The organism is Streptomyces hoynatensis (genome assembly GCF_003626535.1).
Classification (GTDB): domain Bacteria; phylum Actinomycetota; class Actinomycetes; order Streptomycetales; family Streptomycetaceae; genus Streptomyces; species Streptomyces hoynatensis.
Genome location: NZ_RBAL01000012.1, coordinates 1 through 23,232 on the forward strand (window position 1 = coordinate 1; position 23,232 = coordinate 23,232).

Annotated in this window: 21 protein-coding genes and 1 pseudogene; 11 read left to right on the forward strand and 11 right to left on the reverse strand. The window is 74.8% G+C overall.

All coding sequences use genetic code 11. From position 1 onward, the window contains the following. Positions 1-26 precede the first annotated feature (26 nt). Positions 27-261 (reverse strand): annotated as a pseudogene (locus tag D7294_RS33310) (SAM-dependent methyltransferase); the annotation flags it as partial. Positions 262-265: 4 nt separating this feature from the next. Beyond that, complete coding sequence (locus D7294_RS19840) at positions 266-796, reverse strand: GNAT family N-acetyltransferase (protein ID WP_120681663.1); 531 nt, start codon at positions 794-796, stop codon at positions 266-268. A gap of 76 nt (positions 797-872) precedes the next feature. Here D7294_RS19840 and D7294_RS19845 point away from each other — a divergent pair, with 76 nt between their 5' ends. From D7294_RS19845 to D7294_RS19860, 4 genes are all read left to right on the forward strand, one after another. After that, the gene (locus tag D7294_RS19845; protein WP_147450873.1) at positions 873-1,604 is read left to right on the forward strand and encodes a hypothetical protein; all 732 of its coding nucleotides are present in this window, start codon (positions 873-875) and stop codon (positions 1,602-1,604) included. A gap of 281 nt (positions 1,605-1,885) precedes the next feature. Beyond that, the gene (locus tag D7294_RS19850; protein ID WP_120681667.1) at positions 1,886-2,185 is read left to right on the forward strand and encodes a pentapeptide repeat-containing protein; all 300 of its coding nucleotides are present in this window, start codon (positions 1,886-1,888) and stop codon (positions 2,183-2,185) included. 596 nt (positions 2,186-2,781) lie between these two features. After that, a complete protein-coding gene (locus D7294_RS19855; RefSeq protein WP_241562506.1) occupies positions 2,782-3,432 on the forward strand; it encodes a hypothetical protein in 651 nt (216 codons plus the stop codon). Then, positions 3,429-4,724: a nucleotidyl transferase AbiEii/AbiGii toxin family protein gene (locus D7294_RS19860; RefSeq protein ID WP_120681671.1), complete on the forward strand. Its 1,296-nt coding sequence runs from the start codon at positions 3,429-3,431 to the stop codon at positions 4,722-4,724. The genes D7294_RS19855 and D7294_RS19860 overlap by 4 nt, the downstream gene beginning before the upstream one ends. 217 nt (positions 4,725-4,941) lie before the next feature. Here D7294_RS19860 and D7294_RS19865 read toward each other — a convergent pair whose 3' ends face one another. Beyond that, positions 4,942-5,139 (reverse strand): hypothetical protein, encoded by a 198-nt coding sequence (locus D7294_RS19865; protein ID WP_120681673.1) that lies wholly within the window; start codon positions 5,137-5,139, stop codon positions 4,942-4,944. A gap of 75 nt (positions 5,140-5,214) precedes the next feature. Next, positions 5,215-6,252: a LacI family DNA-binding transcriptional regulator gene (locus D7294_RS19870; protein WP_120681675.1), complete on the reverse strand. Its 1,038-nt coding sequence runs from the start codon at positions 6,250-6,252 to the stop codon at positions 5,215-5,217. A 235-nt stretch (positions 6,253-6,487) separates the two neighbouring features. On the opposite strand from D7294_RS19870, the gene mgrA reads away from it, so the two are divergent. Continuing rightward, positions 6,488-7,483 carry an L-glyceraldehyde 3-phosphate reductase gene (gene mgrA / locus D7294_RS19875; protein ID WP_277751107.1) on the forward strand — a complete coding sequence of 332 codons (996 nt, stop codon included), beginning with the start codon at positions 6,488-6,490 and terminating at the stop codon, positions 7,481-7,483. A gap of 366 nt (positions 7,484-7,849) precedes the next feature. On the opposite strand, the gene D7294_RS19885 is transcribed toward mgrA, so the two are convergent. Beyond that, positions 7,850-10,132 carry a heavy metal translocating P-type ATPase gene (locus tag D7294_RS19885; protein WP_120681679.1) on the reverse strand — a complete coding sequence of 761 codons (2,283 nt, stop codon included), beginning with the start codon at positions 10,130-10,132 and terminating at the stop codon, positions 7,850-7,852. Between the two features lie 130 nt (positions 10,133-10,262). After that, positions 10,263-10,529 carry a heavy-metal-associated domain-containing protein gene (locus D7294_RS19890; RefSeq protein WP_120681681.1) on the reverse strand — a complete coding sequence of 89 codons (267 nt, stop codon included), beginning with the start codon at positions 10,527-10,529 and terminating at the stop codon, positions 10,263-10,265. Between the two features lie 411 nt (positions 10,530-10,940). On the opposite strand from D7294_RS19890, the gene D7294_RS19895 reads away from it, so the two are divergent. From D7294_RS19895 to D7294_RS19920, 6 genes are all read left to right on the forward strand, one after another. Then, positions 10,941-11,900 carry an SMP-30/gluconolactonase/LRE family protein gene (locus D7294_RS19895; protein WP_120681683.1) on the forward strand — a complete coding sequence of 320 codons (960 nt, stop codon included), beginning with the start codon at positions 10,941-10,943 and terminating at the stop codon, positions 11,898-11,900. Continuing rightward, positions 11,897-13,984 carry an NAD(+) synthase gene (locus D7294_RS19900; RefSeq protein ID WP_120681685.1) on the forward strand — a complete coding sequence of 696 codons (2,088 nt, stop codon included), beginning with the start codon at positions 11,897-11,899 and terminating at the stop codon, positions 13,982-13,984. Before D7294_RS19895 ends, D7294_RS19900 begins: the two co-directional genes overlap by 4 nt. 259 nt (positions 13,985-14,243) lie before the next feature. Then, a complete protein-coding gene (locus D7294_RS19905; protein ID WP_120681687.1) occupies positions 14,244-15,287 on the forward strand; it encodes a LacI family DNA-binding transcriptional regulator in 1,044 nt (347 codons plus the stop codon). Between the two features lie 154 nt (positions 15,288-15,441). Next, complete coding sequence (locus tag D7294_RS19910) at positions 15,442-16,986, forward strand: alpha-N-arabinofuranosidase (protein WP_120681689.1); 1,545 nt, start codon at positions 15,442-15,444, stop codon at positions 16,984-16,986. Positions 16,987-17,163: 177 nt separating this feature from the next. Beyond that, a complete protein-coding gene (locus tag D7294_RS32015) occupies positions 17,164-17,337 on the forward strand; it encodes a hypothetical protein (RefSeq protein ID WP_158674660.1) in 174 nt (57 codons plus the stop codon). 284 nt (positions 17,338-17,621) lie between these two features. Then, entirely contained in the window at positions 17,622-19,223 is a 1,602-nt protein-coding gene (locus tag D7294_RS19920) for a carbohydrate-binding protein (RefSeq protein ID WP_120681694.1), read from the forward strand. Positions 19,224-19,355: 132 nt separating this feature from the next. Here the strand turns inward: D7294_RS19920 and D7294_RS32020 are convergent, their stop codons facing one another. From D7294_RS32020 to D7294_RS19945, 5 genes are all read right to left on the reverse strand, one after another. Further along, positions 19,356-19,469 carry a BBE domain-containing protein gene (locus D7294_RS32020; protein ID WP_158674661.1) on the reverse strand — a complete coding sequence of 38 codons (114 nt, stop codon included), beginning with the start codon at positions 19,467-19,469 and terminating at the stop codon, positions 19,356-19,358. A 760-nt stretch (positions 19,470-20,229) separates the two neighbouring features. Further along, positions 20,230-20,757 (reverse strand): GNAT family N-acetyltransferase, encoded by a 528-nt coding sequence (locus tag D7294_RS19930; protein WP_120681698.1) that lies wholly within the window; start codon positions 20,755-20,757, stop codon positions 20,230-20,232. A gap of 306 nt (positions 20,758-21,063) precedes the next feature. Continuing rightward, positions 21,064-22,179: a glycoside hydrolase family 15 protein gene (locus D7294_RS19935; RefSeq protein WP_120681700.1), complete on the reverse strand. Its 1,116-nt coding sequence runs from the start codon at positions 22,177-22,179 to the stop codon at positions 21,064-21,066. A 70-nt stretch (positions 22,180-22,249) separates the two neighbouring features. Further along, the gene (locus D7294_RS19940; protein ID WP_120681702.1) at positions 22,250-22,897 is read right to left on the reverse strand and encodes a hypothetical protein; all 648 of its coding nucleotides are present in this window, start codon (positions 22,895-22,897) and stop codon (positions 22,250-22,252) included. Continuing rightward, complete coding sequence (locus D7294_RS19945) at positions 22,894-23,196, reverse strand: hypothetical protein (RefSeq protein WP_120681704.1); 303 nt, start codon at positions 23,194-23,196, stop codon at positions 22,894-22,896. Before D7294_RS19945 ends, D7294_RS19940 begins: the two co-directional genes overlap by 4 nt. Positions 23,197-23,232: the final 36 nt, after the last annotated feature.

Sequence of the window (23,232 nt, forward strand, 5' to 3'; positions counted from 1 at the left end):
GTAGTGGGCGTGTGTGGCGGGTCGGGTCAGCGGTGTCCGAGGCTCAGGAGGTGGGAGCTGGCGGCCAGTAGTTCGGGGTAGGGCTCGGCCATCCTGGCCGCGGTCAGTGCGGACTCGAACAGGGGGGGCGTCCCCGAGGGGCTGTCCGGTGTGCTGCTCGGTCGCCTTGAGCATGGCCCACGCCGGGCCCTCGATGCCGGCGATGCTGTCGCGCATGTGCGCCAGGTGCAGGTGGGCCAGGGCCGTGTGCTCGAACAGCGCGTGTTCAGTCGGTGGCGAGCCGGGAGTGGACAACGGAGTCCCGCCAGGCACCGCGGACGTACGCGTGATGCCGGATGGTGCCCTCCTCGACCATCCCGGCCCGCAGGAGCACGGCACGCGAGGCGGCGTTCTCCGGGGCGCGTGCGGCCCACATCCGGTGCAGCCGCAGCGAGTCGAAGCCGAACCCGAGCAGGGACTTCACCAGTTCGGTGCCGTAGCCGAGCCCCCAGCGATCCGGGCGGAGCGCGAACCCGATGGTCCCGGCCTCCTGCCCTTCGAGGGCAAGCCGCGCGAAGCCGACGAGCCGGTTGCCGTCGCGCTCGCGGACGGCCAGGGAGTACTCGGTCCGTGGCGTCGTCGTCGCGGACACCATGGCCCGGGCCACGATGTGCCCGACCTGCTCCCGGGTACGCGGCTCGAACGACAGGTACCGGGTCGCCTCCGGGCTGCCGTAGATGGCGTGGACCGCGTCGACGTCGTCGAGCGTGAGCTCACCCAGCAGGAGACGGTCACTGGTGCGGGTCACGGGATGCATGGCCGGTGACCCTACCGGGTGGGCGGGCGTGACCCACGGTTTCCATAGGCGGTTGCCGGTGAGCCGGACTGCTGTCATGATCACCACCAGTAACGCCGGTATTCGTCGTGCCGGCGGGGGGGAGCAGGCAGCCATGACGGAGGAAGGCGATGGGCCCGACGGCGCGGGCGAGGATGGCGACACGTCCCGCGGTGGCGGCGCCGGAGGGGCGGGACAAGGGAGTGGCAGTGGCACGCCGTCCGATGGCGGGGCGGGTGAAGGCGGCGCCACGGCGGTCAGGATCGCGGTGATCACGGGAGTCTTCACCGTGGCCGCGGCCGCGATCACCGCCATTGCCACGCTCTTCGCCGGAGCAGGTTCCGGAGACACGGCGGCAAAGGAAACGTCGGAAACCTCCGATCCTCCCCCCGCGCCGTCGGGAGAATCCCAGGGCTGGGGCTGGCCCGTGCGGCGGGAACTGCTCCCCAATGCGGTTTCCAATGCGGAGGTGGACGACCTTTTCGGCTGGCAGTCAGAGGGTGACGACTTCGCCGTCGTGGACGATACCGATCACTTCCGTGTCTACAACGGCGCCGGTCTCCTCATGGAGACCAGCACCCGGGAGATGCCTTCCAGGAGCTCGTGCCAGGAGATCGTGGACGGCGGGGACTACCAGGAGGGCCGCAGTGAAACCGATGAGGAAAGCGTTCAAGGAACGCTTGAGGTGGGCGAGTACGTGTGCCTGATCACGTCGCGAGAACATCTGGTCCTGGTCAGGAGGAGCGCTCCTGGTCTTTTCGATTTCTACCCAACGTTGGGGGACGAATGAGGCGCTGCCGGCGGGCGGCCCCTTCCGGACCCGCCGGGCGCGACTCCAACCCGGCGCCGGGGCGGACGGCCGGGGGTGTCACTGCGGGGGATGGAGGGTTCGGCGTCCCGGATCAGTGAGGGCATCCGCCAGCCGACCGGGGTCCGACACCCACCTGATGGACGGGCGGATCTCCGGACTTCGGGCTCAGCGCGCCCGCCTGGACAAACTCCGCGTCGACTCCGTGGAGGTCACCGGCTGCGATTTCGCCTCGTTGCAGTGGGCCGACAACAGGATCGCCCGTGTCGTCTTCCGCGACTGCAAGCTCATGGGCGCCATGCTCGAAGACATCGCTGCGCGAGACCACCTTCGCCGCATGCGACCTGAGCGCCGCCCTGTTCGCCGACTGCGACCTGCGCCTGTCCGAGTTCGACGGCGGGAAGTACCGCGGCCTCGACCTGCGCGGCAACGACCTCTCCCAGCTCCGCGGCCTCGCCTCGCTCAAGCACATCGTCATCGACCGGGCACAGACCCTCCAACTCGCCGACGCGCTCACCGCCGAACTGAAGGTCACCTACGGCGAAGACCCCGACGACGGGTAGCCCCACACCCACCGCCGCCGCCAACCAACACCCCCTCCCACCTTCCGACCCGGCCGACCACCGGTCACCCCCATGGTCTTTCGTCACCGGGAATGGCATCAACAACGGCGCCCGGCCGTTGCCCACCCCGAGAAGTCGTACGCGGCAGCAGCTGCATCGGTAACCCCCACCACAACGAGACCCGCCACCCCCGTACCCACCGCCCCACACCCCCCACCCACCCCGGAACGGCGCCCCACCCACCAACACCCCCGCACACAGCCAACCCCCCGCCACCCACGGCACCCCCCCTTCCGCAGCCAGCCTCCCCCTCGTGCATCCGCACCCACCCGCACCCGGCCAACCACCCGCCACGTAGACCGCCCACCGCTTCCGCCCCGCCCAACCACCCAGCCGGAGGCGGCACCCCTCGCCGGAGGCGGCACCCCTCGCCGGAGGCGACACCCCTCCCCGAAGGCGGCACCCCTCGCCGGAGGCGGCAGCTCGCGCGGAAGGCCGCCGGCTCGGCAGGGCCGTTGCCCCGATATCGGTGGCCCCCGGGTCCCCCAGCCTGGGAGAGTACGGTCATGCGTGGGCGGCGGCACGGGGACACGGCAGTGGAAGTCCCCGACATACACGGCGAGTTGGAGACGCACCTGACCGTGGACTGCCCGGCTTCCGGCGTCGGGGAGCTGGCGGCCTGGGCCGCCGGGCGTGGGCTCGGTTTCGTCCACATCGTGCTGGCCCGGGGCCGTTCCCGCTCCCAGCCGATGGTGACGCTCAGGGGCAACGGCTCGGCCGCGGGCCGGGCCGCGGAGACGGGTCGGCTGGCCGCCGAGCTGGCGGCGGCAGGGTATCCCGTGGTCAGGACCAAGACCGAGGCGGCGCCCTGGGCCCAGGGCGTGCCGCAGCACGACGCGGCGGCCGGCGCGGGCCACCCGGGCCGCTACTTCGAGCACCATGTGAAGCTGCTGCTGCCGCCAGGACACGACCGGGCCGCGCTGGAACGCCTCGTCCTCCCGCACGCCGCCCACGTCTCGTGGAATGCCCGCAGGGTTCGCGCCGACGGCCACGAGGAGCGGTTCGTCACCCAGCGCTGCGCCCGCGTGGGCCGGGCCACCGCGGAGGAGCGCCTGACCGCCCTGCTGGAGGCCCTGGCCGCACCGCCCGTTCCCCATCGGATCGTCGAGGTGGAGCGGGAGTACGTCGTATACGACAGCAACCTGGCCCTGGACGACGGCTGGATCACGGAGGAGCCCACCCCATGACCCCGACCCCCGGCGAGCACGGCACCTGGGAGGGCCTGTGGCAGCACTCCCCCGGCCTCCCGCACACGCCGATCGACGAGGAGAGCCGCAGGCGGTGGGGCCTGCCGCGGACGCTGCTGCCCGCGCCCGAGGGCCTGCGGCAGCCCCCCGTCTTCGACCCGGCGCTCAAGCAGTTCGGCCGCGCCTACCGGGCCGGCGAGCCGGTGTTCGGGGACGAGGCCGCGCGCCGCGCCTGGCACCGTGCCCGCCGTACCGCCCTGGACCTGGTGCTCGCCGGGCTCTCCTGCGGCCGGTGGGCGCCTCACCTGGTGCTGCGCGGCAGCGTGCTGATGGCCACCTGGTTCGGCGAGGCGGCGCGCGACCCCGGAGACCTCGACTTCCTGGTGACCCCCACCGGCTGGGCGATGGACGGCCCGGAGACCACCGGTCTCTTCGGGGACCTCGCCCGGGACACGGAGGCGGCCGCCCGGGCGCACGGCGGGGTGGCGATCGACGCCGCCGGCCGGGTCACCGAGGACATCTGGACCTACGACCGGGTGCCGGGGCGCCGCATGGTCCTGCCCTGGACCGCTCCGGGTACGCCAGGCGGGACGGTGCAGCTGGACGTCGTCTTCAACGAGCCGCTGCCCGCCGCCGCCGAGCCCACCGAGCTGCGGCCGCTGGGCGACGGCCCCGGCGCCGCCGTGCTCGCCGTCTCGCCCGGCCTGTCGCTGGCCTGGAAACTGCTGTGGCTGGTCACCGACGCGTACCCGCAGGGCAAGGATCTCTACGATGCGGTCCTGCTGGCCGAACAGGCGCCGCCCTCCTACGAGCTGGTGCGGGACGCCTTCCTGGCCGCGGGCTGCGAGGGGCTGCGCCCGCCGGGGGACTGGTGGCTTGCGGCGCTGAGCGCCGGCGAGGGCTGGGAGCACTTCGCCCTCGACTACCCGGAGGTGGCGGCCGGTGCCGCCGACTGCCCGGACCGGCTCGCCCGGGCGCTGGCCCCGCTCCTGGCGGAGGCGGGGCGGCCGGGCGACGGCGCGCAGGACCGGTGGGCGCGCTGGCTGGAGCCGCTGGTGCGCGCCACCCGCGCGCGGGCCCCGGCCGATCCGGCCTCCGCCCTCGGCGCGCTGGCCGAGGGCGGCCGGGACGGTCTGGCCGCGGCCGTCGTCATCGTGCGGGAGATCCTGGGGCGCGAGGCGCTCGGCCCCGAGGAGGCGCTGCGGGCGGTGGTGGCCGGTGACGAGCGGTGGGCGCACTGGCGGGACCACCCCGCGTCGTGGCGGTTCGTGCTGGAGCTGATCGGCCCGTGACCGGGGCATGCGGCGGCGAAGGTGCGCCGTCGCCGCCGGCCGGGAGGACGGCACCCCTGCCGGTGGGCAGGGCCGGGAACGGCGCGGTGTGGGCGGCGGGCCGAGCCCGTCGGGGGTGAACTGCCGGGCCAGGCCGGAACCCGCGGGCCGCCGGGACCGTGGCGGTGCCGCGCTGCCGGCGGGGTGGCTCAGCGGCCGGCGAACGCGGCGAGGGTGGTCAGGAGGCGGCCGAGGTGGGGAGGGAAGTCCGGACGGGCCGGTTCGGGGCGAGCACGGTGAAGCCCGCCCGGGTCAGACCCGCCGAGATCCCGGGCGCGGCCCAGAAGCGGCCGGCGTCCATGTCCGCTTCCCACAGCCCGCCGTGGATCAACAGCACGGTGCCGCCGCCGGCGAGGCTGTCGCGGTGTGATGCCATGGGGACCCCTTTTTCCGTTCGTCTCGGGTGGTGGGGGGGAAGGGCCCGGCGGTGGTTTCCGGGGCCGGTGGGGGGTCAGGGGGTGGCCCGGGTGGATTCCCGGACGACGAGTTGCGGGCGGAAGACGAGTTCGCGGTGCTCGTGGTCCGGGTGGTCCTCGGAGAGGAGCAGGTCCGCGGCGGCGTGGCCCAGTCGGTAGGTGGGCTGCCGCACCGTGGTCAGGGCCGGGGACAGCGCCGCGGCGAAGTCGACGTCGTCGTAGCCGACGAGGGAGAAGTCCTCGGGCACGCTCAGCCCCCGGGCGCGCGCCCCGCGCAGCACGGCGAGCGCCGTCGCGTCGTTGCAGCAGATCACCCCGGTGGGGCGTGGCGCCAGGCCGAGCAGCGCCTCGGCCGACCTGGCGGCGACCGTGTCGGGGGCGGCCGGGGCGACCGGGATCTCCGTCAGGGATTCCCTCGGGTCCAGGCCGGCCGCGCGCAGCGCCCGCTTGATGCCCGCCACCCGGTCGTCGATGCTGCGCACCGTGCTCCCCACGCGCACGAAGGCGAGCCGCCGGTGGCCGAGTTCGACGAGGTGCCTGGCGGCGAGTTCGCCGCCCGCCACGTTGTCCACGGTGGCCGCGCACAGGTTCGCCCCGCCGCGCGGGCGGTCGAGCAGCACCACCGGGGTGCCGCGCCGGCTCAGCTGCACGAGGTGCCCCAGCAGGGCGGAGACGGGGCTGACCAGCAGGCCGCGCACGTTCTGCTCCTCAAGCAGCCGCAGGCACCGCACCTCCCGCTCCGGCCGCACGTCGGTGCTGCACTGCACGAGAACGCAGCCGGCCTCGCCGAGGCGGTCCTCGACGCCCCGGGCCAGCGCGGCGTAGTAGGCGTTGGCCGAGTCGAGGAAGAGGCAGCCCACCACCTTGCTCGGGGCGCCGCGCAGCTGACGGGCGGCGCTGTTGCGCACGTAGCCGACCCGGTCCATGGCCGCCACCACGCGGTGCCTGGTGGCCGGGGCGACGGTCTCGGGGCGGTTGAGGACGTTGCTCACGGTGGACATCGAGACGCCGGCCACCGCGGCGACCTCCCGGATGCCTGCCCGCCGTGCGTCCTCACCTGCCGCGCTGGCCATCCGCCCTCCCCCACCCGCCTCGCTGCCCCGGTCGGCGGGGTCAGCGTAACGGAAGGCACCGGCCGGGGCGGGCCGCGCGCGTCCCCGCGGGACGGGGCGGCCGGCGCGCGTCCCCCCGGGGCGGCGGGGCGGGGGGACGGCGTCGCCGCGGGGCGGCGGGGCGGGGCTCCCCTGGCCGTGCCGTTCACGCCGCTGTGTCAGGATGCCCCGGTTCCACCGATCCGTGAGGAGAGCCGTGACCTACGTCGCCGCCGACAACCGCTACGACACCATGAGCTACCGCCGCTGCGGCCGCAGCGGCCTGCACCTGCCGGCCATTTCCCTGGGCCTGTGGCACAACTTCGGCGACGCGCACCCGCTGGAGACGCAGCGGGCCATCCTGCGCCGCGCGTTCGACCTGGGCGTCACCCACTTCGACCTGGCCAACAACTACGGCCCGCCGCCCGGCGCCGCCGAGCGCAACTTCGGCCGGATCTTCGCCGCCGACCTGCGGCCCTACCGCGACGAGATCATCGTCTCCACCAAGGCGGGCTACCGGATGTGGGAGGGCCCGTACGGCGAGTGGGGCTCCCGCAAGTACCTGCTGGCCAGCCTGGACCGCAGCCTGGAGCGGACCGGCCTGGAGTACGTCGACGTCTTCTACCACCACAGGCCCGACCCGGACACGCCGCTGGAGGAGACGATGGGCGCGCTGGACGCGGCCGTCCGGCAGGGCAAGGCGCTGTACGCCGGGATCTCCAACTACTCGCCGGAGCAGACCCGCGAGGCGGCCCGCATCCTGCGGGAGCTGGGCACGCCGCTGCTCATCCACCAGCCGTCGTACTCGATGGTCAACCGGTGGGTCGAGGACGGTCTGCTGGACGCGCTGGACGAGGTGGGCGCCGGTTCGATCGTGTTCTCGCCGCTGGCCCAGGGCCTGCTCACCGACCGGTACCTGAACGGCATCCCCGAGGGCTCGCGCGCCGCCTCGGAGAGCCCGTTCCTGCAGGCCAAGGACGTGACGGAGACCCTGGGCACGGTGCGGGCGCTGAACGAGGCCGCCGGGCGCCGGGGGCAGAGCCTGGCGCAGCTGGCCCTGGCCTGGGTGCTGCGCGGCGGGCGGGTGACCTCGGCGCTGATCGGGGCCAGCAGCGTGCGGCAGCTGGAGGACAACGTGGCCGCGGTCGCGAACCTCGACTTCACCGAGGCGGAACTCGCCGAGATCGAGGGGCTCCTCGGCAACGCCCGCTGAACCGGCCGGGGGGCGGCCGCGGTTCAGCCGCGGGCGCCCTCCTGGGCCGCCGGCCGGGCGCCGCCGCGGGTGGCGGCCCGGGAGGCGAGGAGGCGCAGCCGCTTTGCGGAGGGCAGCGTCGAGGCCCGCCCGGGGACGTGATCCACGCCCCGCCCGGGGAGGAGCACGGGCACGGCGCGGCGCCCGGCCGCTTCACGGCCCACCTCGCCCCGTGGGAGACCGACGAGGTGACCTGGCCGGAGCACGTCACCGACGCCGAGTACGGCGGCCCGCGCCGCAGCACCCGGGCCTGGGCCCGCGGGGGACGCGCGTCACGCCCGGGGCCGGCCGCGGGGGCCGGTCCGCGGGCGTGGGGCCGCGCCTGGCTCAGGAGAGGGGGCGGAAGCGGCGCAGCCGCAGGCTGTTGCCGACCACGAAGACGGAGCTGAAGGCCATGGCGGCCCCGGCGAGCATGGGGTTGAGGAGTCCGGCCGCGGCCAGGGGGAGGCCGGAGACGTTGTAGGCGAAGGCCCAGAACAGGTTGCCCCTGATGAGGGACAGGGTGCGGCGGGAGAGGCGGATGGCGTCGGCCGCGACGCGCAGGTCGCCCCGGACGAGGGTGAGGTCGGCGGCCTCGATGGCCACGTCGGTGCCGGTGCCCATGGCCAGGCCCAGGTCGGCACGGGCCAGGGCGGCGGCGTCGTTGACCCCGTCCCCGACCATGGCCACCGTCCGGCCCTCCGCCTGGAGGCGGGCGACGACCTCGGCCTTGTCCCGAGGCAGCACCCCGGCGATCACGTCCGCCGCCGCGATGCCGACCTCCCCGGCGACCGCGGCGGCGGCGCGGGCGTTGTCGCCGGTGACCAGCATCGGGGTGAGCCCCAGGTCGCGGAGGCGGCGGACGGCCTCGGCCGAGGTGGGCTTGACGGTGTCGGCGACCACCAGCACGCCGCGGGCCTCGCCGTCCCAGGCGACGGCCACGGCGGTGCGGCCGGCCTCCTCGGCCTCGCTCAGGGCCCGTGCCAGTTCGGTGGGGAGGGTCAGCGCCCACTCCGCGAGCAGCCGGACGCGGCCCACGAGGACGGCGTGCCCCTGGACGGTGCCCTGGACTCCCAGGCCCTCGACGTTGGCGAAGTCGCCGGGCGCGGGCAGGACCCCGTGCCGGTGGGCGGCGGCCTCGGCTATGGCGCGGGCGACGGGGTGTTCCGATGCGTTCTCCAGGATGCCGGCGAGGCGCAGCACCTCCTCGGCGTCCTGGCCGGCGGCGGCGTGCGTGGCGACCAGCGTCATGCGGCCCTCGGTGACGGTGCCGGTCTTGTCCAGGACGACGGTGTCGACGCGGCGGGTCCGCTCCAGCACCTCCGGGCCCTTGATGAGGATGCCGAGCTGGGCGCCGCGGCCGGTGCCGACCATGAGGGCGGTGGGGGTGGCCAGGCCCAGGGCGCAGGGGCAGGCGATGATGAGGACGGCGACGGCGGCGGTGAGGGCGGCGGCCACGCCCCCGCCGGTGCCCCACCAGAAGCCGAACGCCGCGGTCGCGAGGGTGATGACGAGGGGCACGAACACCGCCGAGATGCGGTCGGCCAGGCGCTGCACGGCCGCCTTGCCGTTTTGGGCGTCCTCCACCAGGCGGGCCATCTGGGCCAGTTGGGTGTCGGCGCCGACGCGGGTGGCGCGGATCACCAGGCGGCCGCCGGCGTTGAGGGTGGCGCCGGTCACCTCGTCGCCCGGCCGCACCTCCGTGGGCACCGATTCGCCGGTCAGCAGGGAGGCGTCCACCGCCGACGAGCCCTCGGCCACGGTGCCGTCGGTGGCGATCTTCTCGCCGGGCCGGACCACGAACAGGTCGCCCACCGCGAGCCGTTCGACGGGGAGGCGTTCCTCGCGGCCGTCGTCGTGGCGGACGGTGACCTCCTTGGCGCCCATCTCCAGCAGGGCGCGCAGGGCGGCGCCCGAGCGGCGTTTGGCGCGCGCCTCAAGGTAGCGGCCGGCCAGCAGGAAGGTGGTGACGCCGGCCGCGGCCTCCAGGTAGATGTTGCCGCTGCCGTCGGTGCGTTCGACGGTGAGGCTGAAGGGGTGGGTCATGCCGGGCTCGCCCGCGGTGCCGAACAGCAGGGCGTACAGCGACCAGCCCAGGGCGGCGAGGGTGCCCAGGGAGACCAGGGTGTCCATGGTCGTGGTGCCGTGGCGCAGGTTGGTCCAGGCCGCCCGGTGGAAGGGCCAGGCGCCCCAGAGGGCGACGGGCCAGGCCAGGGCCAGGGAGACCCACTGCCAGTACGTGAACTGCCAGGGCGGGACCATGGCCAGGGCGATCACCGGGACCGTCAGCACGGCGGAGCCGATGAGCCGGTCGCGCAGCGCCCGCTGCCGGATCTCCTCCCGGTCCTGCGCCGGCGCGGCGGCGTGCCGTTCCGCGGGCGGGTCAGGGGGCGGGGGTGGTTCCGCGGTGTAGCCGGCGGCCTCCACCTGGGCCACCAGGTCGCCGACGGTCACGCCGGCGGGAAAGACGATCCGCGCCTTCTCGGTGGCGTAGTTCACGCTGGCCTCGACGCCGTCCAGCTTGTTCAGGCGGCGCTCGATGCGGGCGGCGCAGGAGGCGCAGGTCATGCCGCCGATGGCGAGTTCGATCCGGCCGGCCTCCGGGGCCGGGGCGCTGCCTACGGTGCTCATCGTTCTTCTCCGTTCTCGGCCGGTATACGGGGCGGGGGTGTGCGGGTGGGCCCGGGGGCGGGGCGTGCGTGCCGGGTCCGGGGACCGGCGGCCCGGGAGGGCCGGGCCGCCGGCGCAGGGAGGTGCCGGCTCAGTGGCAGGAGCCGCAGCAGCTCGCGGCGGGGGTCGCGGGGTCGCTCGCAAGCGCGTAGCCGGCCTCGTCGACGGCGGCGGCCACGGCCGCGCGGTCGAGGGCGGCGGCGCTGGTGACGGTCAGGGCCCCGGTCTTCAGGTCGACGTCGACGTGCGTGACGCCGGGGATGCCGCCGACCTCCGCGGTGACCGAGTCGACGCAGTGGCCGCAGGTCATGCCGGTGACGGTGAAGGTGGCGACGCGGGGCGGGGTGGAGGTGGTCATCGGTGGTCTCCCGTGGATTGCGGTGGGATCGGCCTCGTGCGATCCGGGCACCCCGAGACCATACATACCCCCCAGGGGTATATGCAAGGCATCGCCCGGCCGGAACGCCAAGCCGCCCGCCCCGCGACCCCCCGGGGGGGCATCCCCGCCCTCACCCACCTTGCATGCTGTACCCCCTGGGGGTATATTCTCCGGCCGCGCGCAGATCAGATACCCCCAGGGGTATGCGAGGTGAGTGGGATGTCCGTGCCGAAGGGGCCGGAACCGCGCCGCCGCCGTAACGGTCCTCGACCCGCCGGCCCCGCGGCGGGGCCCCCGTTCGAGGAAGCAGCGGAAAAACCGTAGGTCATCTCGTGGCCTCCGTATCATGCTGGCTCTCGTTCGGCAGGCACCCCGGAGGAGAGGACCCCCATGGCCGGCGACCGCCCCCCGCTGTACGAGATGTTCGACGACCGCTTCCGCACCGGCCGGTGCATGAACGGTGACGGCGCCCTGGAGGTCCTGTACACCGGCTGCCGCTGGGCCGAGGGCCCGCTGTACGTGCCGGCCTGGCGGCAGCTGATCTGGAGCGACATCCCCAACGACCGGATGCTGCGCTGGGACGAGGAGACCGGGCAGGTCGGCGTCTTCCGCCGCTTCGCCGGGCACACCAACGGCAACACCCTGGACCGCGAGGGCCGGCTGATCACCTGCGAGCAGGGCAACCGGCGGGTGACCCGCACCGAACACGACGGCAGCCTCACCGTGCTGGCGGACCGCTGGGAGGGCAGGCGCCTGAACAGCCCGAACGACGCGGCCGTGACCTCCGACGGCGCGATCTGGTTCTCCGACCCCGACTTCGGCATCACCAGCGACTACGAGGGTCACCTGGCCGAGAGCGAGATCGGCTCGGGCAACGTCTACCGCGTCGACCCCGCCGACGGCCGGGTGCGCCTGGTCGCGGACTGCTTCGCCAACCCCAACGGGCTGGTCTTCTCGGCGGACGAGCGGCGGCTGTTCGTCTCCGACACCGGGGCGGGCCGGGTGTGGGTCTTCGCGGTCCGCGAGGACGGCACCCTCTCGCCGGGGGAGGTCTTCGCCGAGGCCGCGGCGCGCCCGAACGCGCGGTTCGACAACATCCGCCTCGACGAGGCCGGCCGGCTGTGGGTGGCCGCGATGGACGACGGCGTGCACTGCTACCACCCCGACGGCACGCTGCTCGGGCGGCTGGCCGTGCCCGAGACGGTGGCCAACATCTCCTGGGGCGGCGCCAAGCGCAACCGCCTGTTCATCGCCGCGCAGACCAGCCTCTACTCCCTGGTCATGAGCGTCACCGGCACGCACCCGGCAGGACCGGGGCGCCGCCCCCGGCAGGAGGCCGGGTCCCGGTGAACTTCCGCTCGCTGTACGCCCACGGCTTCGCGCGCGTCGCCGCGTGCACCGGCCACACCGCCCTCGCCGACCCGCGCGCCAACGCGGAGAGCGTGCTGCGGCAGGGCCGCGGCTGCGCCCGGGACGGAGTCGCCCTCGCCGTCTTCCCCGAACTGGTGCTGACCGGCTACTCGGCCGAGGACCTGCTGCTCCAGGACGCGCTGCTCGACGAGGTCGAGCGGGCCCTCGCCACCGTGGTGGCCGGGTCGGCGCAGCTGCTGACGGTCCTCGTCCTCGGCGCCCCGCTGCGCCACCGCGACCGGATCTACAACTGCGCGGTGACCGTGCACCGCGGGCGCATCCTCGGCGTCGCGCCCAAGTCCTACGTGCCCAACTACCGGGAGTTCTACGAGCGGCGCCAGATCGCGTCGGGCGAGGACGAGCGCGGGGGGACGATCCGGGTCGCCGGAGCGGAGGTGCCGTTCGGCGTCGACCTGCTGTTCGCGGCCACGGACGTCCCCGGTCTCGTGCTGCACACGGAGATCTGCGAGGACATGTGGGTGCCGGTGCCGCCGAGCGCCGAGGCGGCCCTGGCCGGCGCCACCGTGCTGGCGAACCTCTCCGGCAGCCCCATCGCCGTGGGCAGGGCCGAGGACCGGCGGCTGCTGTGCCGTTCCGCCTCCGCCCGCTGCCTGGCCGCCTACGTCTACTCCTCGGCCGGTCTCGGCGAGTCGACCACCGACCTGTCCTGGGACGGCCAGACCGTGATCTACGAGAACGGGGCGCTGCTGGCCGAGACCGAGCGGTTCCCCCGCGGCGAACAGCGCGCCGTCGCCGACGTGGACCTGGACCTGCTCCGTCAGGAGCGGCGGCGGATGGGCACGTTCGACGACAATCGCCGCGCGCACGCCGCCCGCACCGGCGGCTTCCGGCAGGTGCCCTTCACGCTGGGCCCGCCCACGGCCGACCTCGGGCTGCGCCGCCGGGTGGAGCGCTTCCCCTTCGTGCCCGCGGACCCCGCGCGCCTCGCCCAGGACTGCTACGAGGCGTACCACATCCAGGTGGCGGCCCTGGAGCAGCGGCTGCGGGCGATCGGCGACCCCAAGGTCGTCATCGGCATATCCGGCGGCCTGGACTCCACGCAGGCGCTGCTCGTGGCCGCCCAGGCGATGGACCGCGCGGGCCGCCCCCGCAGCGACATCCTGGCCTACACGATGCCCGGCTTCGCCACCGGCGAGAGCACCAGGGCCAACGCCCACCGGCTGATGCGGGCGTTCGGGACCACCGCCGCCGAGCTGGACATCACGCCGACGGCCCGGCTCATGCTCAAGGAGCTGGACCACCCCTTCGCCTCGGGCGAGCCGGTCTACGACGTCGCCTTCGAGAACGTGCAGGCCGGGCTGCGGACCGACTACCTGTTCCGGCTGGCCAACCGGCACGGCGGGGTGGTGCTCGGCACCGGCGACCTGTCGGAGCTGGCGCTCGGCTGGTGCACCTACGGCGTGGGCGACCAGATGAGCCACTACAACGTCAACGCGGGCGTGCCCAAGACGCTGATCCAGCACCTGATCCGCTGGGCCGCCGGCAGCGGGCAGTTCGACGAGAGCACCAGCGAGACGCTGACCGCGGTCCTGGACACGGAGATCAGCCCGGAGCTGGTGCCAGGGGAGCGCCTGCAGTCCACCGAGTCCCTCATCGGCCCCTACGCGCTCCACGACTTCACGCTCTACCACGTGCTGCGCCACGGGTTCCGGCCGACGAAGATCGCGTTCCTGGCCTGGCACGCCTGGCGCGCCCCACGGGCGGGGGCCTGGCCGCCGAACTTCCCCGAGGCCACGCGGGTGGCCTATGACCTGCCGGAGATACGGCACTGGCTTGAGGTCTTCTGCCGCAGGTTCTTCGCGTTCGCCCAGTTCAAACGCTCCGCCCTGCCCAACGGGCCGAAGGTGTCGGCCGGCGGCTCCCTCTCCCCGCGCGGCGACTGGCGCGCGCCCTCCGACGGCACCGCCAGGGCCTGGCTGCACGACCTGGCCCGCATCGACGCGGCCGAAACCGGCGCCGAAGCCCCCGAACCGGAACGGGAGACCCCAGCAACCGACGGCTAGGTGTTCTGCCGCCCCACCCCCGGCGGACGCCCACCACCGGGCGGGCGGCGTTGCCGGGCGGGCGCCACCGGGCGGGCGGCGCGTCAGGTACGCGCCGCCCGCCCGGTGGCACCGCCGAGTTCCCGACGCCCGCCGCCGCCGGATGGGCACCGCCGCACGGGCGCCCCCGCGGCTACGATGGCGGGCGTCTTCGCGCGTCACGCACGGCCACTGCCGCCGTGAGGCGGCTCACCCGCTGGAGGGCAGGGCCATCGTCACCATGCAGGACGTCGCCCGGGCGGCCGGCGTCTCCCCGATGACCGTCTCGAACGTCGTCAACAACCGCCCGCACGTGCGCGAGTCCACGCGGGCGAAGGTGCTGGAGGCGATGGACCGGCTCGGCTACCGGGTGAACGTCGCCGCCCGCAACCTGCGCGCCGGGCGCACCCAGACCCTCGGCCTCGCCGTCCCCGAGGTGGACCGGCCGTACTTCGCCGAACTCGCCGCCCGCATCATCCGCCACGCGCGCGCCGCCGGGTACCGGGTGGCCATCGAGCAGACGGGGGCGAACCGCGAGGACGAGCTGGAGGCGATCGCCTGGTCGCGCAACAGCCTCTACGACGGGCTGATCCTCAGCGCCGTCGCCCTCGGGCAGGCCGACCGGGACCTGCTGCGGGTCGACTTCCCGGTGGTGATCCTCGGGGAGCGGATCTTCGAGGGGCCCGTGGACCACGTCGCCATGCCCAACGCCGACGGCACCCGGGCGGCCACGGCGCACCTGATCGCCCACGGCTGCCGCCGGATCGCCCTGCTCACCGGCCCGGATCTGGCGGAGGCCAACGTGTCGAGCCTGCGGCACGAGGGCTACCTGCGGGCCCTGCGGGAGGCGGGCCTGCCGCACCGGGACGGCCTCGTCCTGCGGCTGCCCGCGCTCGACCCCGAGCACGGCGCCCGCGGCGCGCGGCGGCTGGCGGAACGCGGCGCCGGCGTGGACGGCCTGGTCGCGGTCACCGACTCGGTGGCGCTCGGCGCCGTCCGCGGCCTGGCCGACGCCGGGCTGCGGGTGCCGGAGGACGTCAGGGTCATCGGCTTCGACAACATCCTCGCCGGCGCCTACGCCCTCCCCTCGCTCTCCACGATCGACCCGGACAACGAGGGGATGGCCGCCCGCGCCGTCGAACTGCTCGTCCGCCGCATCCGCGGCGACGCCACCCTCGGCCCGCCGCGGGACTTCACCGGCCCGTTCCGGCTGGTGGAGCGGGAGTCCACGGCCGGACGCCGGCCGCCACGGCGGACGAAGCGGACCGCGGCGCCGGGGAGGTGACGGGCCGCCCACCCGCAGGCCGGGGAGGTGACGGCCGAAGCCCCCCGCCCCCGGCACTCCCTCCTCGCCCCTTGACACGGCCGCGGGGCGCCGGTTTTTGTATCGTTAAACACCATCGCTGCCACCGGGGGCAGCGCCGAGGCCGGAGGCACGTGTGACCAGCACCAGGGGCACCGCGATCGTCAACCTGGACATCGAGGGCCCGAAGATCAGCCGCCACCTGTACGGTCACTTCGCCGAGCACCTGGGCCGCTGCGTCTACGGCGGCCTCTGGGTCGGGGAGGACTCGCCGATCCCGAACGAGGGCGGCATCCGGCTGGACGTGGTCGAGGCGCTGCGCGCCCTGGACATCCCCAACCTGCGCTGGCCCGGCGGCTGTTTCGCCGACGAGTACCACTGGAAGGACGGCATCGGGCCCAGGGAGCGGCGCCCCCGGATGGTCAACACCCACTGGGGCAACGTGGAGGAGAACAACCACTTCGGCACCCACGAGTTCCTGGCCCTGTGCGAACTGCTAGGCGCCGAGCCGTACATCAGCGGCAACGTCGGCTCGGGCACCGTCCAGGAGATGAGCGAGTGGGTCGAGTACCTCACCCGCGACGGCGACTCCCCCATGGTCAGGCTGCGCAAGGCCAACGGCCGTGACAAGCCCTGGCGGGTGCGGTTCTGGGGCCTGGGCAACGAGACCTGGGGCTGCGGCGGCAACATGCGCGCCGAGTACTACGCCGACCTCGCCCGCCAGTACGCCACCTACTGCCGCGACCACGGCGACAACCGGCTCTACCGCATCGCCTCGGGAGCCTCCGACGCCGACTACGCCTGGACCGAGACCCTGATGAAGCAGATCAGCTGCTTCGGCTGCGAGGCCACGCCCAAGAACTTCTTCCAGGCCCTGTCCCTGCACTCCTACACCCTGGCGGGGCCGTGGGAGGCCAAGGGCAGCGCCACCGAGTTCGGCGTCGCCGACCACTACCGCACCATGGCCGCCGCCCGGCGGATCGACCGGCTGCTGGCCGGCCACTCCGCGGTGATGGACGTCTACGACCCGGGCCGCACGGTCGGCCTCGTCCTGGACGAGTGGGGCACCTGGTGGGACGTCGAGCCGGGCACCAACCCCGGCTTCCTGTTCCAGCAGAACACCCTGCGCGACGCCCTGGTGGCCGGTCTCCACTTCGACGTCTTCCACCGGCACGCCGAGCGCCTGGTGATGGCCAACATCGCCCAGACCGTCAACGTCCTGCAGGCCATGCTGCTGACCGAGGGCGAGAGCCTGGTCCGCACGCCCACCTACCACGTCTTCGAGATGAACAAGGGCCACCAGGACGCCACCTCGCTCCCCCTGCACCTGCGCACCACCTCGGGGGGCACCCGCGAACTCGCCGACGGGACCGGGCTGGCGACCCTGTCCGCCTCGGCCAGCAAGCGGGACGGCGCCCTGCTGGTGTCGCTGTCCAACCTGGACGCCGAGGCCCCCGCCGAGCTCACCCTCGACCTGCGCGGCGGGCGCGTCGGCACCCCCTCCGCCCGCCTGCTGACCGCCGAGCGCCTCCAGGCGCACAACACCCCGGCGGACCCGGACGCGGTCGCGCCCCGGGCGTACGAGGAGGGACTGCGCGCCGACCCGGACCGCGCGGGCCTGCTCACCGTGACCCTGCCCGCCCACTCCTTCGTCACGGTGCGGGCGCCCCTGGCCGGCTGAGCAAGGCGGGCCCGCCCGCGCCCTGTCGCCGGGCGGGCCCGGCCGGACGGGCGGACCCGGGCCGGCCCGCGTTCCGGCCGGCCCGGACGGGGAGTTCGGGGGTGCGCGGCCGGGGCGCTGGCCCAGCCCGCGCTCGACCGGGTCCCCCTCGCCGCCGGCACCGACCTCTTGCGGACCGTGGCGGAGCACCTGTACCCGAGCGGGGACCGCGCCGCCGCGGCCGCACTCGCCCGCCGCGGCCACGCCCGCGCGCTCGCCCACCGCCTGCGGGTGCTCGACGGCCTTGACGAGATCTGCGGGCCCCCGGGGTCCCGGCGCGGCCCGCGCCCGGCGCGCGGCCGGGCGCAATAGTGCACGCGCCGCCCCTCATCGTCCACATCGCTCGGCCTACCATCGGCCTGATCGAGCCGCGCGGCGCCCGTGAGCGGCCACCCTCACCGGCGCCCGACCTCCCCACTTCCTCACCCGCGCCGCCGCTTCGGCCTGCCCACGGCGGCGTGGCGGGGCCGCACGACGGCCGCCCGTCCGGCACCGCGCAGCGCCGCGGGCCGCCGGGCGCGCCGGGGTGGCCGCCGCGGCGGGACCTGCGTCTCCCGCCGCCCACCTCCACGCTCCAGGCACGGAAGGGAAGAAGCATGTCCCGAAGCAGAAGAGCGAGAACGCTCGTGGCCGCGTGGTCGACCGCCCTGCTCACCGCCGTGGCGACCCTCGCCGCGACCGGCACCGCGCGGGCCGACACCGTCAGGTACGAGGCCGAGGGAACGTCGGCCCACTGCGACGGAACCATCGAGACCGAACACGCCGGGTACTCCGGCTCCGGCTTCTGCGACACCACCAACGCCACCGGCTCCGCGGTGCAGTTCACCGTCACCGCCGCCCAGTCGGGACAGGCGGCGATCGCCGTCAGGTTCGCCAACGGCAGCGGCAGCGCCCGCGGCGCCTCCCTGCTGGTGAACGGGACGGCGGTGCAGTCGACCTCGTTCGAGGCCACGGGGGCCTGGACGAACTGGGTCACCAAGAGCCTCACCGTTCCGCTCGACGCGGGCACCCACACCATCCGCCTCTCCGCCACCGGCTCCGGCGGCCTGGCGAACATCGACTACCTCGACGTCACCACGGAAGGCGGCACCACCACGCCGCCCGACACGCCGGGCGACGCCCTGTACGTGTCCCCGAACGGCTCCGCGGACGCCGCGGGCACCGAGTCGGACCCGACGACGCTCACCTCGGCCATCGACCGGGTCAGCCCCGGCGGAACGATCTACCTGCGCGGCGGCACCTACCGCCTCTCCCAGACGGTCACCATCCCGCCGGGCAACGACGGCACCGCGAGCGCCCGCACCGAGCTGACCGCCTACCCGGGCGAGACCCCCGTGCTGAACTTCTCCGCCATGAGCGAGGCCGACGCCAACCGCGGGCTCGCCCTCAACGCCGACTACTGGCACCTGTACGGCCTGGTCGTGGAGCACGCCGGGGACAACGGCATCTTCGTCGGCGGCAGCAACAACGTCATCGAGCGCACCGTGACCCGCTACAACCACGACACCGGGCTGCAGCTCTCGCGGATGTCCTCCAGCACCCCCCGCGAGGACTGGCCCGCCAACAACCTCATCCTCAGCGCGGAATCGCACGACAACGCCGACTCCGACGGGGAGGACGCCGACGGCTTCGCCGCCAAGCTCACCGTCGGCTCGGGGAACGTCTTCCGCTACGACGTCTCCCACAACAACATCGACGACGGCTGGGACCTGTACACCAAGACCGACACCGGCGCGATCGGCGCGGTGACCATCGAGAACTCGCTCTCCTTCGAGAACGGCACGCTCAGCGACGGCACCCAGAACTCCAGCGGCGACCGCAACGGCTTCAAGCTCGGCGGCGAGGACATCTCCGTCAACCACGTCATCCGCCACAACATCGCCTACGGCAACGGCAAGCACGGGTTCACCTACAACCGGAACCTGGGCACGATGACGATCTCGGACAACGTCGGCATCGACAACGGCGAGCGCAACTACTCCTTCGACGGCGGCACTTCGGTGTTCCGCAACAACACCTCCTGCCGCAGCGACGACGGGTCGAACGACAGGGTCATCGGCGACGCCGACGGCTCGAACCAGTTCTGGTCCGGCTCCAACGGCTCCCGCTGCTCCGCCTACTCCGGCGCCCTCGGCTGGTCCTTCGCCGGGGACGGCAGCCTGGTCGTGACCTTCGGCGGCAACCGGGTCACCCCGTAGCCACCGCCGCGGCCCGAGGCCACCCGATCGGGCCGCCGGGCGGCGCGGCCGGCCGTACGGACCTGCCGCCGCCCGGCGGCCCCGCGGTGCGGCCCGCGACCCGGCGCGGGCCGCACCCGGCGAACGGCCCGGTCAGGGCAGCCGGACCGACAGGGCGTGCCGGAAGACGTCCCCCGCGTCCCAGCGCGCCTTGGCCCGCTGGAGCCTGGGATAGTTCTCCCCGAAGTGGAAGGCGTGCCGGGGCACCCCCGAGGCGTTCCAGGCGGGATCGAGGATGTCCGGGTCGGGGCGGCGATGCCGCAGCCGTCGGTGGCAGGTCCGGGGACCGGGTAGCCGCCGGTGCGGGCGTACACGTCGCGGTACACCGCGCGCAGCCGGCCCAGGTGCGTCCCGTCCTCGCCGGGCGCCGTTCAGAAGCTCTCGAAGGAGACCAGGAAGGCACAGCCCCGGTGCGAGAAGGCACGGGCGCCGGGCGGCACGGCGTTGGCCTGCCCCCGCCCGTCTGGAGCACCAGCCGGGAGGTCGGGTTCGCGTAGTCCTCCCGCGTCAGGTGCCGGTGGGCCGCCGCGCACTGCTTCTGGGTCCAGCAGCCCTTCTGGAACGCGAACGTGATGGCGTTGCGCGTGGTCAGGTCCCACGTCGTCGCCGGCTCGGCGCCGGACAGCGACCGGTAGGCCTGGTCCCACCGCAGCCGCACGGTGGGCGCGACCGGCAGGCCGGCGCCTCCCACGACCGTGGCGAGGAACTCGTCGAGCGCGTCCTGCGCGCCGCGCCCGGCCGGTCCGCGACGACCACCTCCACCGCCTCGATGTGGTCGGAACCACGCCGTACTGCGGCTGAGCAGGCCGCCGTCCCCGCCGCAGGCGTGCCCGCCCATGCCGACGGTGGGGCAGGCCCCGGCCGGGAGCAGCACACCCCAGCCGCGGTCGAGGGCGTCGTAGACCTCCCCGAGCCGCGCCCCCGGCTCGATCGCGAACGCCCGGCGGCGCGGGCCGCAGGCGCCCTCCTAAGGCATATCGCGGCGCCCGCCCGCGGGGGTGCGGGGGACGGCGAAGGAGATCCACGCGTCGGGCGGCAGGTCCGGGCGCCCGGGAACGGGCCTGCGCTCCACGGCCCAGGTCTCCCCGGCCAGTTCGGTGGCGACGCGGCGCCAGAACCCGGCCGCGGCCGCGTTGCGTTCCTGGAAGGCGACCTCCCAGGCGCCGGGGTGCCGGGCGACGATCTCCCGCACGGCGCGCAGCCCGAGCCCGGTGCGCCGCGCCCCACGGACGACGAAGAAGCTGTTCAGCACCCGGGTGGGCCCGGTCAGGCCGCGGACGAAGGCGAGTCCGGCCGGGTGCTCCCCGCGGGTCAGCAGGTACGGCGCCCAGCCGGGTTCGGTGAAGGCCGAATCGAGCCGCTCGCTGCGGAAGGTGCCGTCGGGGCGGGGCAGCGTGCCGCCGAACTCCGACATGTCGTGGCGGAACATCAGCCACAGGCGCTCCAGCACGGGGCGGTCGGCCTCGCGCGCGAGGCGGACGGACGCGTCTGTCATGGCAACTCCTCGGGTGGTTCGGGCCCGGCGAAGGGGCGGGCCCGACATCGGACGGGGAACGAACAGGGAACGAACAGGGAACGGACAGGGGGCAAACAGGCACCGAACAGGATGGGCAGGGAGCGGGCAGGAGGCGGCACGAAGCCGCACGAAGCGGCTTGACGTTCCCTCACGTTCCGTGAAAGGGAACGAAAAAAGCCTCCCCGGCGGACGTGTGTCCTGGCCGGGGAGGCCGAGTCGATGCGAGTGAGGCTATCAGGGGGCCGGGGGGCCGCGGCGGGCGGGCCCCGGGAATCCCGCGGCGGGTCAGGGCCGTTCGGGGAGTTCGCCGAGCTCGGCGAGTTCGGCGGCGAGGATCAGGTACATGGCGTGGGACCAGAGCAGCGGGGTGGCGTTCGGGCCCCACTTCGCCTCCCAGCGGGCGAGGTGCTCGGGGTGCAACAGCCGCGCGCCCGGGGCCTGTTCGGGCAGCAGGCCCTCGGGGGTGGCCTGGGCCGCGATCCAGTCGAGCCGGCGGCGGGCCGCGGCGGTGCGGCCGGTGCGCGCGTAGTGCCAGCCGAGGAACCCGGCGAGGACGGGCCACTGCCCGCCGCCGTAGAAGACGTCGCCGAGGTAGCGGTGCACGCCGCCCTCCGGCTCGACAAGGTCGCGTTCCACCGCGGCCAGGGTGGCGGCGGCGAGGGGCCCGGCGGGGTCGGTGACGGCGAACGGCGTCAGGCAGGCCAGGAGGGCGGCGTCGACGGCCCGGCCGCCGAGCCACCCGGCGAGGCGGCCCTCGTACGTGCCGCGCTCGGCGAGCAGCCGCGCGATCGCCCCGGTGATGCGGGTGGCGCGCGCGGGGTCGGCGAGCCCGGCGCGGGCCGCGGCGGCGAGGCCGCCGTGGAGGGCGCCGAGGGTGGCGACGTGCCGGCGCGCGGGGTGCTCCTCCCACCAGCCGTGGCAGGGAAGGTCCCAGGTGGCCTCCAGGTAGCGCACGGTCAAGCGGGCGGCGGCGCGGTAGGGCCCGGGGGCCAGGCCGTGCCGGTCCAGGTGGCGGGCGAGGGCCCACAGCCAGGTGCCGTAGCCGTCGGTCTGGAAGTCTGTCCACTCGCCGCCCTCGGCCTCCCGCCCTTCGAGGGTGTAGCGGGTGGGCAACAGGGCGCCGGGCGGCGGCCGTTCGCCGCGGGCGCGGGCGGCGGCGACGGCCTCGATGCGGTCGGCGCGCTCCGTGATCACGCGGGCGCACCAGTCGTGGAAGGCGGTCGCCGAGTCGGGCGCCCCGGACCGCGAGGCGGCCTCGGCGGCGAACGAGCCGTCGCGGAACCACGCGTACCGGTACACCGGGTAGGCGGGGCAGGCCGGGTAGGCGCCGCCCGGCGCCTGGTTGCCGGTGAGGACGGCCAGGCCGACGGCGGCCAGGCGGGCGTGGTCCCAAGGAGGCACGGCGGGTCCTTCGGTGGTGCGGGGGCGGGCAGGGGGCGGGTCCGGCCGCCGGCGACCGGCGGCCGGGGGCTCAGTCGAGGCCGGGCTCGGCCGGCAGGTCCAGGGGGCGCTTGTAGTAGGCCCAGGGCGACTCGAAGTGGGAGGGGGTGACCAGCTCCCAGCCCCGCTCCGCCATCCGCTGCCGCCTCCGCCGCGTCGGCCACCACAGCCGCTGGTGCTCCCACTGGTGCGGCGAGGACTCGACGAGGTGGTGCAGGTGGCCGTAGTCCACGACGTGCCAGCCGTGCCGGCCGGCCTGGGCGAGCGCCTGCATCTCGTTGAAGGCGTTGAGCGGGGAGAGCACCCTGCGGCGCGCGGCCGGCTCCCCGGGCGCGGCCTGCTCCGCGGCGCCCGCGGCGCCGCGCGCGGGGGCGGCGCCGAAGCGCTGCTGCGCGGCCTGGCGGCTGATGCCGAGCAGGCCGCCGACCGCCTCCCAGCTGTGCCCGGCCGCGCGGGCGCCGTTGATCGACTGGCGCAGCAGCCGGCTGGTCTCCTCGGCGGCCACCCGGGAGGCGTCGACCGTGAGCAGGTGGGCGGCGGGGTCGTTGCCGAGCCCTTTCCGGCCGGCCGGGCGGGCGGCGAGCACCGCCTCGGCGATCGCCTCGCGCAGCGCGCCCGCCTCCGCCTCGGTCAGCCGGTCGGCGGGGGCCGGGCCCACCTCGGCGGGCGTCTCGCTCACGGCTGCTCCTCCTCCCGGTCGGCCGCCGGGGCGGGCGGCAGCGGCTCCAGCTCGTTCAGCCTGGCCTCGTCGATCTCCGTCTGCCCCCGCTCCCGCGCCCACCGGGCGGCCGACGCGACCCCCGTGGCGAAGATCGTCAGCGAGACCAGGACGTAGAGGACGAGCAACAGCGTGCTGTCCGTCGCGGCCCACAGGGCGACCAGCCCGCCGTCCAGGCACAGCAGCGGAACCAGCCAGGCCAGGAGCGGGGCGGGACGAACGCCGGGGCCCGGCCCCGGCTCGGCTTTCCTGGATTCCATGCGTCAAGGATTCCTTGACAGTTCACCCCTTGTCAA

Bases quoted from the DNA above. Each gene is read 5' to 3' on its own strand.
- D7294_RS19840 (WP_120681663.1), bottom strand. From the start codon at position 796: ATGCATCCCGTGACCCGCACCAGTGACCGTCTCCTGCTGGGTGAGCTC.
- D7294_RS19845 (WP_147450873.1), top strand. From the start codon at position 873: ATGATCACCACCAGTAACGCCGGTATTCGTCGTGCCGGCGGGGGGGAG.
- D7294_RS19860 (WP_120681671.1), top strand. From the start codon at position 3,429: ATGACCCCGACCCCCGGCGAGCACGGCACCTGGGAGGGCCTGTGGCAG.
- D7294_RS19865 (WP_120681673.1), bottom strand. From the start codon at position 5,139: ATGGCATCACACCGCGACAGCCTCGCCGGCGGCGGCACCGTGCTGTTG.
- D7294_RS19870 (WP_120681675.1), bottom strand. From the start codon at position 6,252: ATGGCCAGCGCGGCAGGTGAGGACGCACGGCGGGCAGGCATCCGGGAG.
- D7294_RS19885 (WP_120681679.1), bottom strand. From the start codon at position 10,132: ATGAGCACCGTAGGCAGCGCCCCGGCCCCGGAGGCCGGCCGGATCGAA.
- D7294_RS19890 (WP_120681681.1), bottom strand. From the start codon at position 10,529: ATGACCACCTCCACCCCGCCCCGCGTCGCCACCTTCACCGTCACCGGC.
- D7294_RS19895 (WP_120681683.1), top strand. From the start codon at position 10,941: ATGGCCGGCGACCGCCCCCCGCTGTACGAGATGTTCGACGACCGCTTC.
- D7294_RS19905 (WP_120681687.1), top strand. From the start codon at position 14,244: ATGCAGGACGTCGCCCGGGCGGCCGGCGTCTCCCCGATGACCGTCTCG.
- D7294_RS19920 (WP_120681694.1), top strand. From the start codon at position 17,622: ATGTCCCGAAGCAGAAGAGCGAGAACGCTCGTGGCCGCGTGGTCGACC.
- D7294_RS19930 (WP_120681698.1), bottom strand. From the start codon at position 20,757: ATGACAGACGCGTCCGTCCGCCTCGCGCGCGAGGCCGACCGCCCCGTG.
- D7294_RS19945 (WP_120681704.1), bottom strand. From the start codon at position 23,196: ATGGAATCCAGGAAAGCCGAGCCGGGGCCGGGCCCCGGCGTTCGTCCC.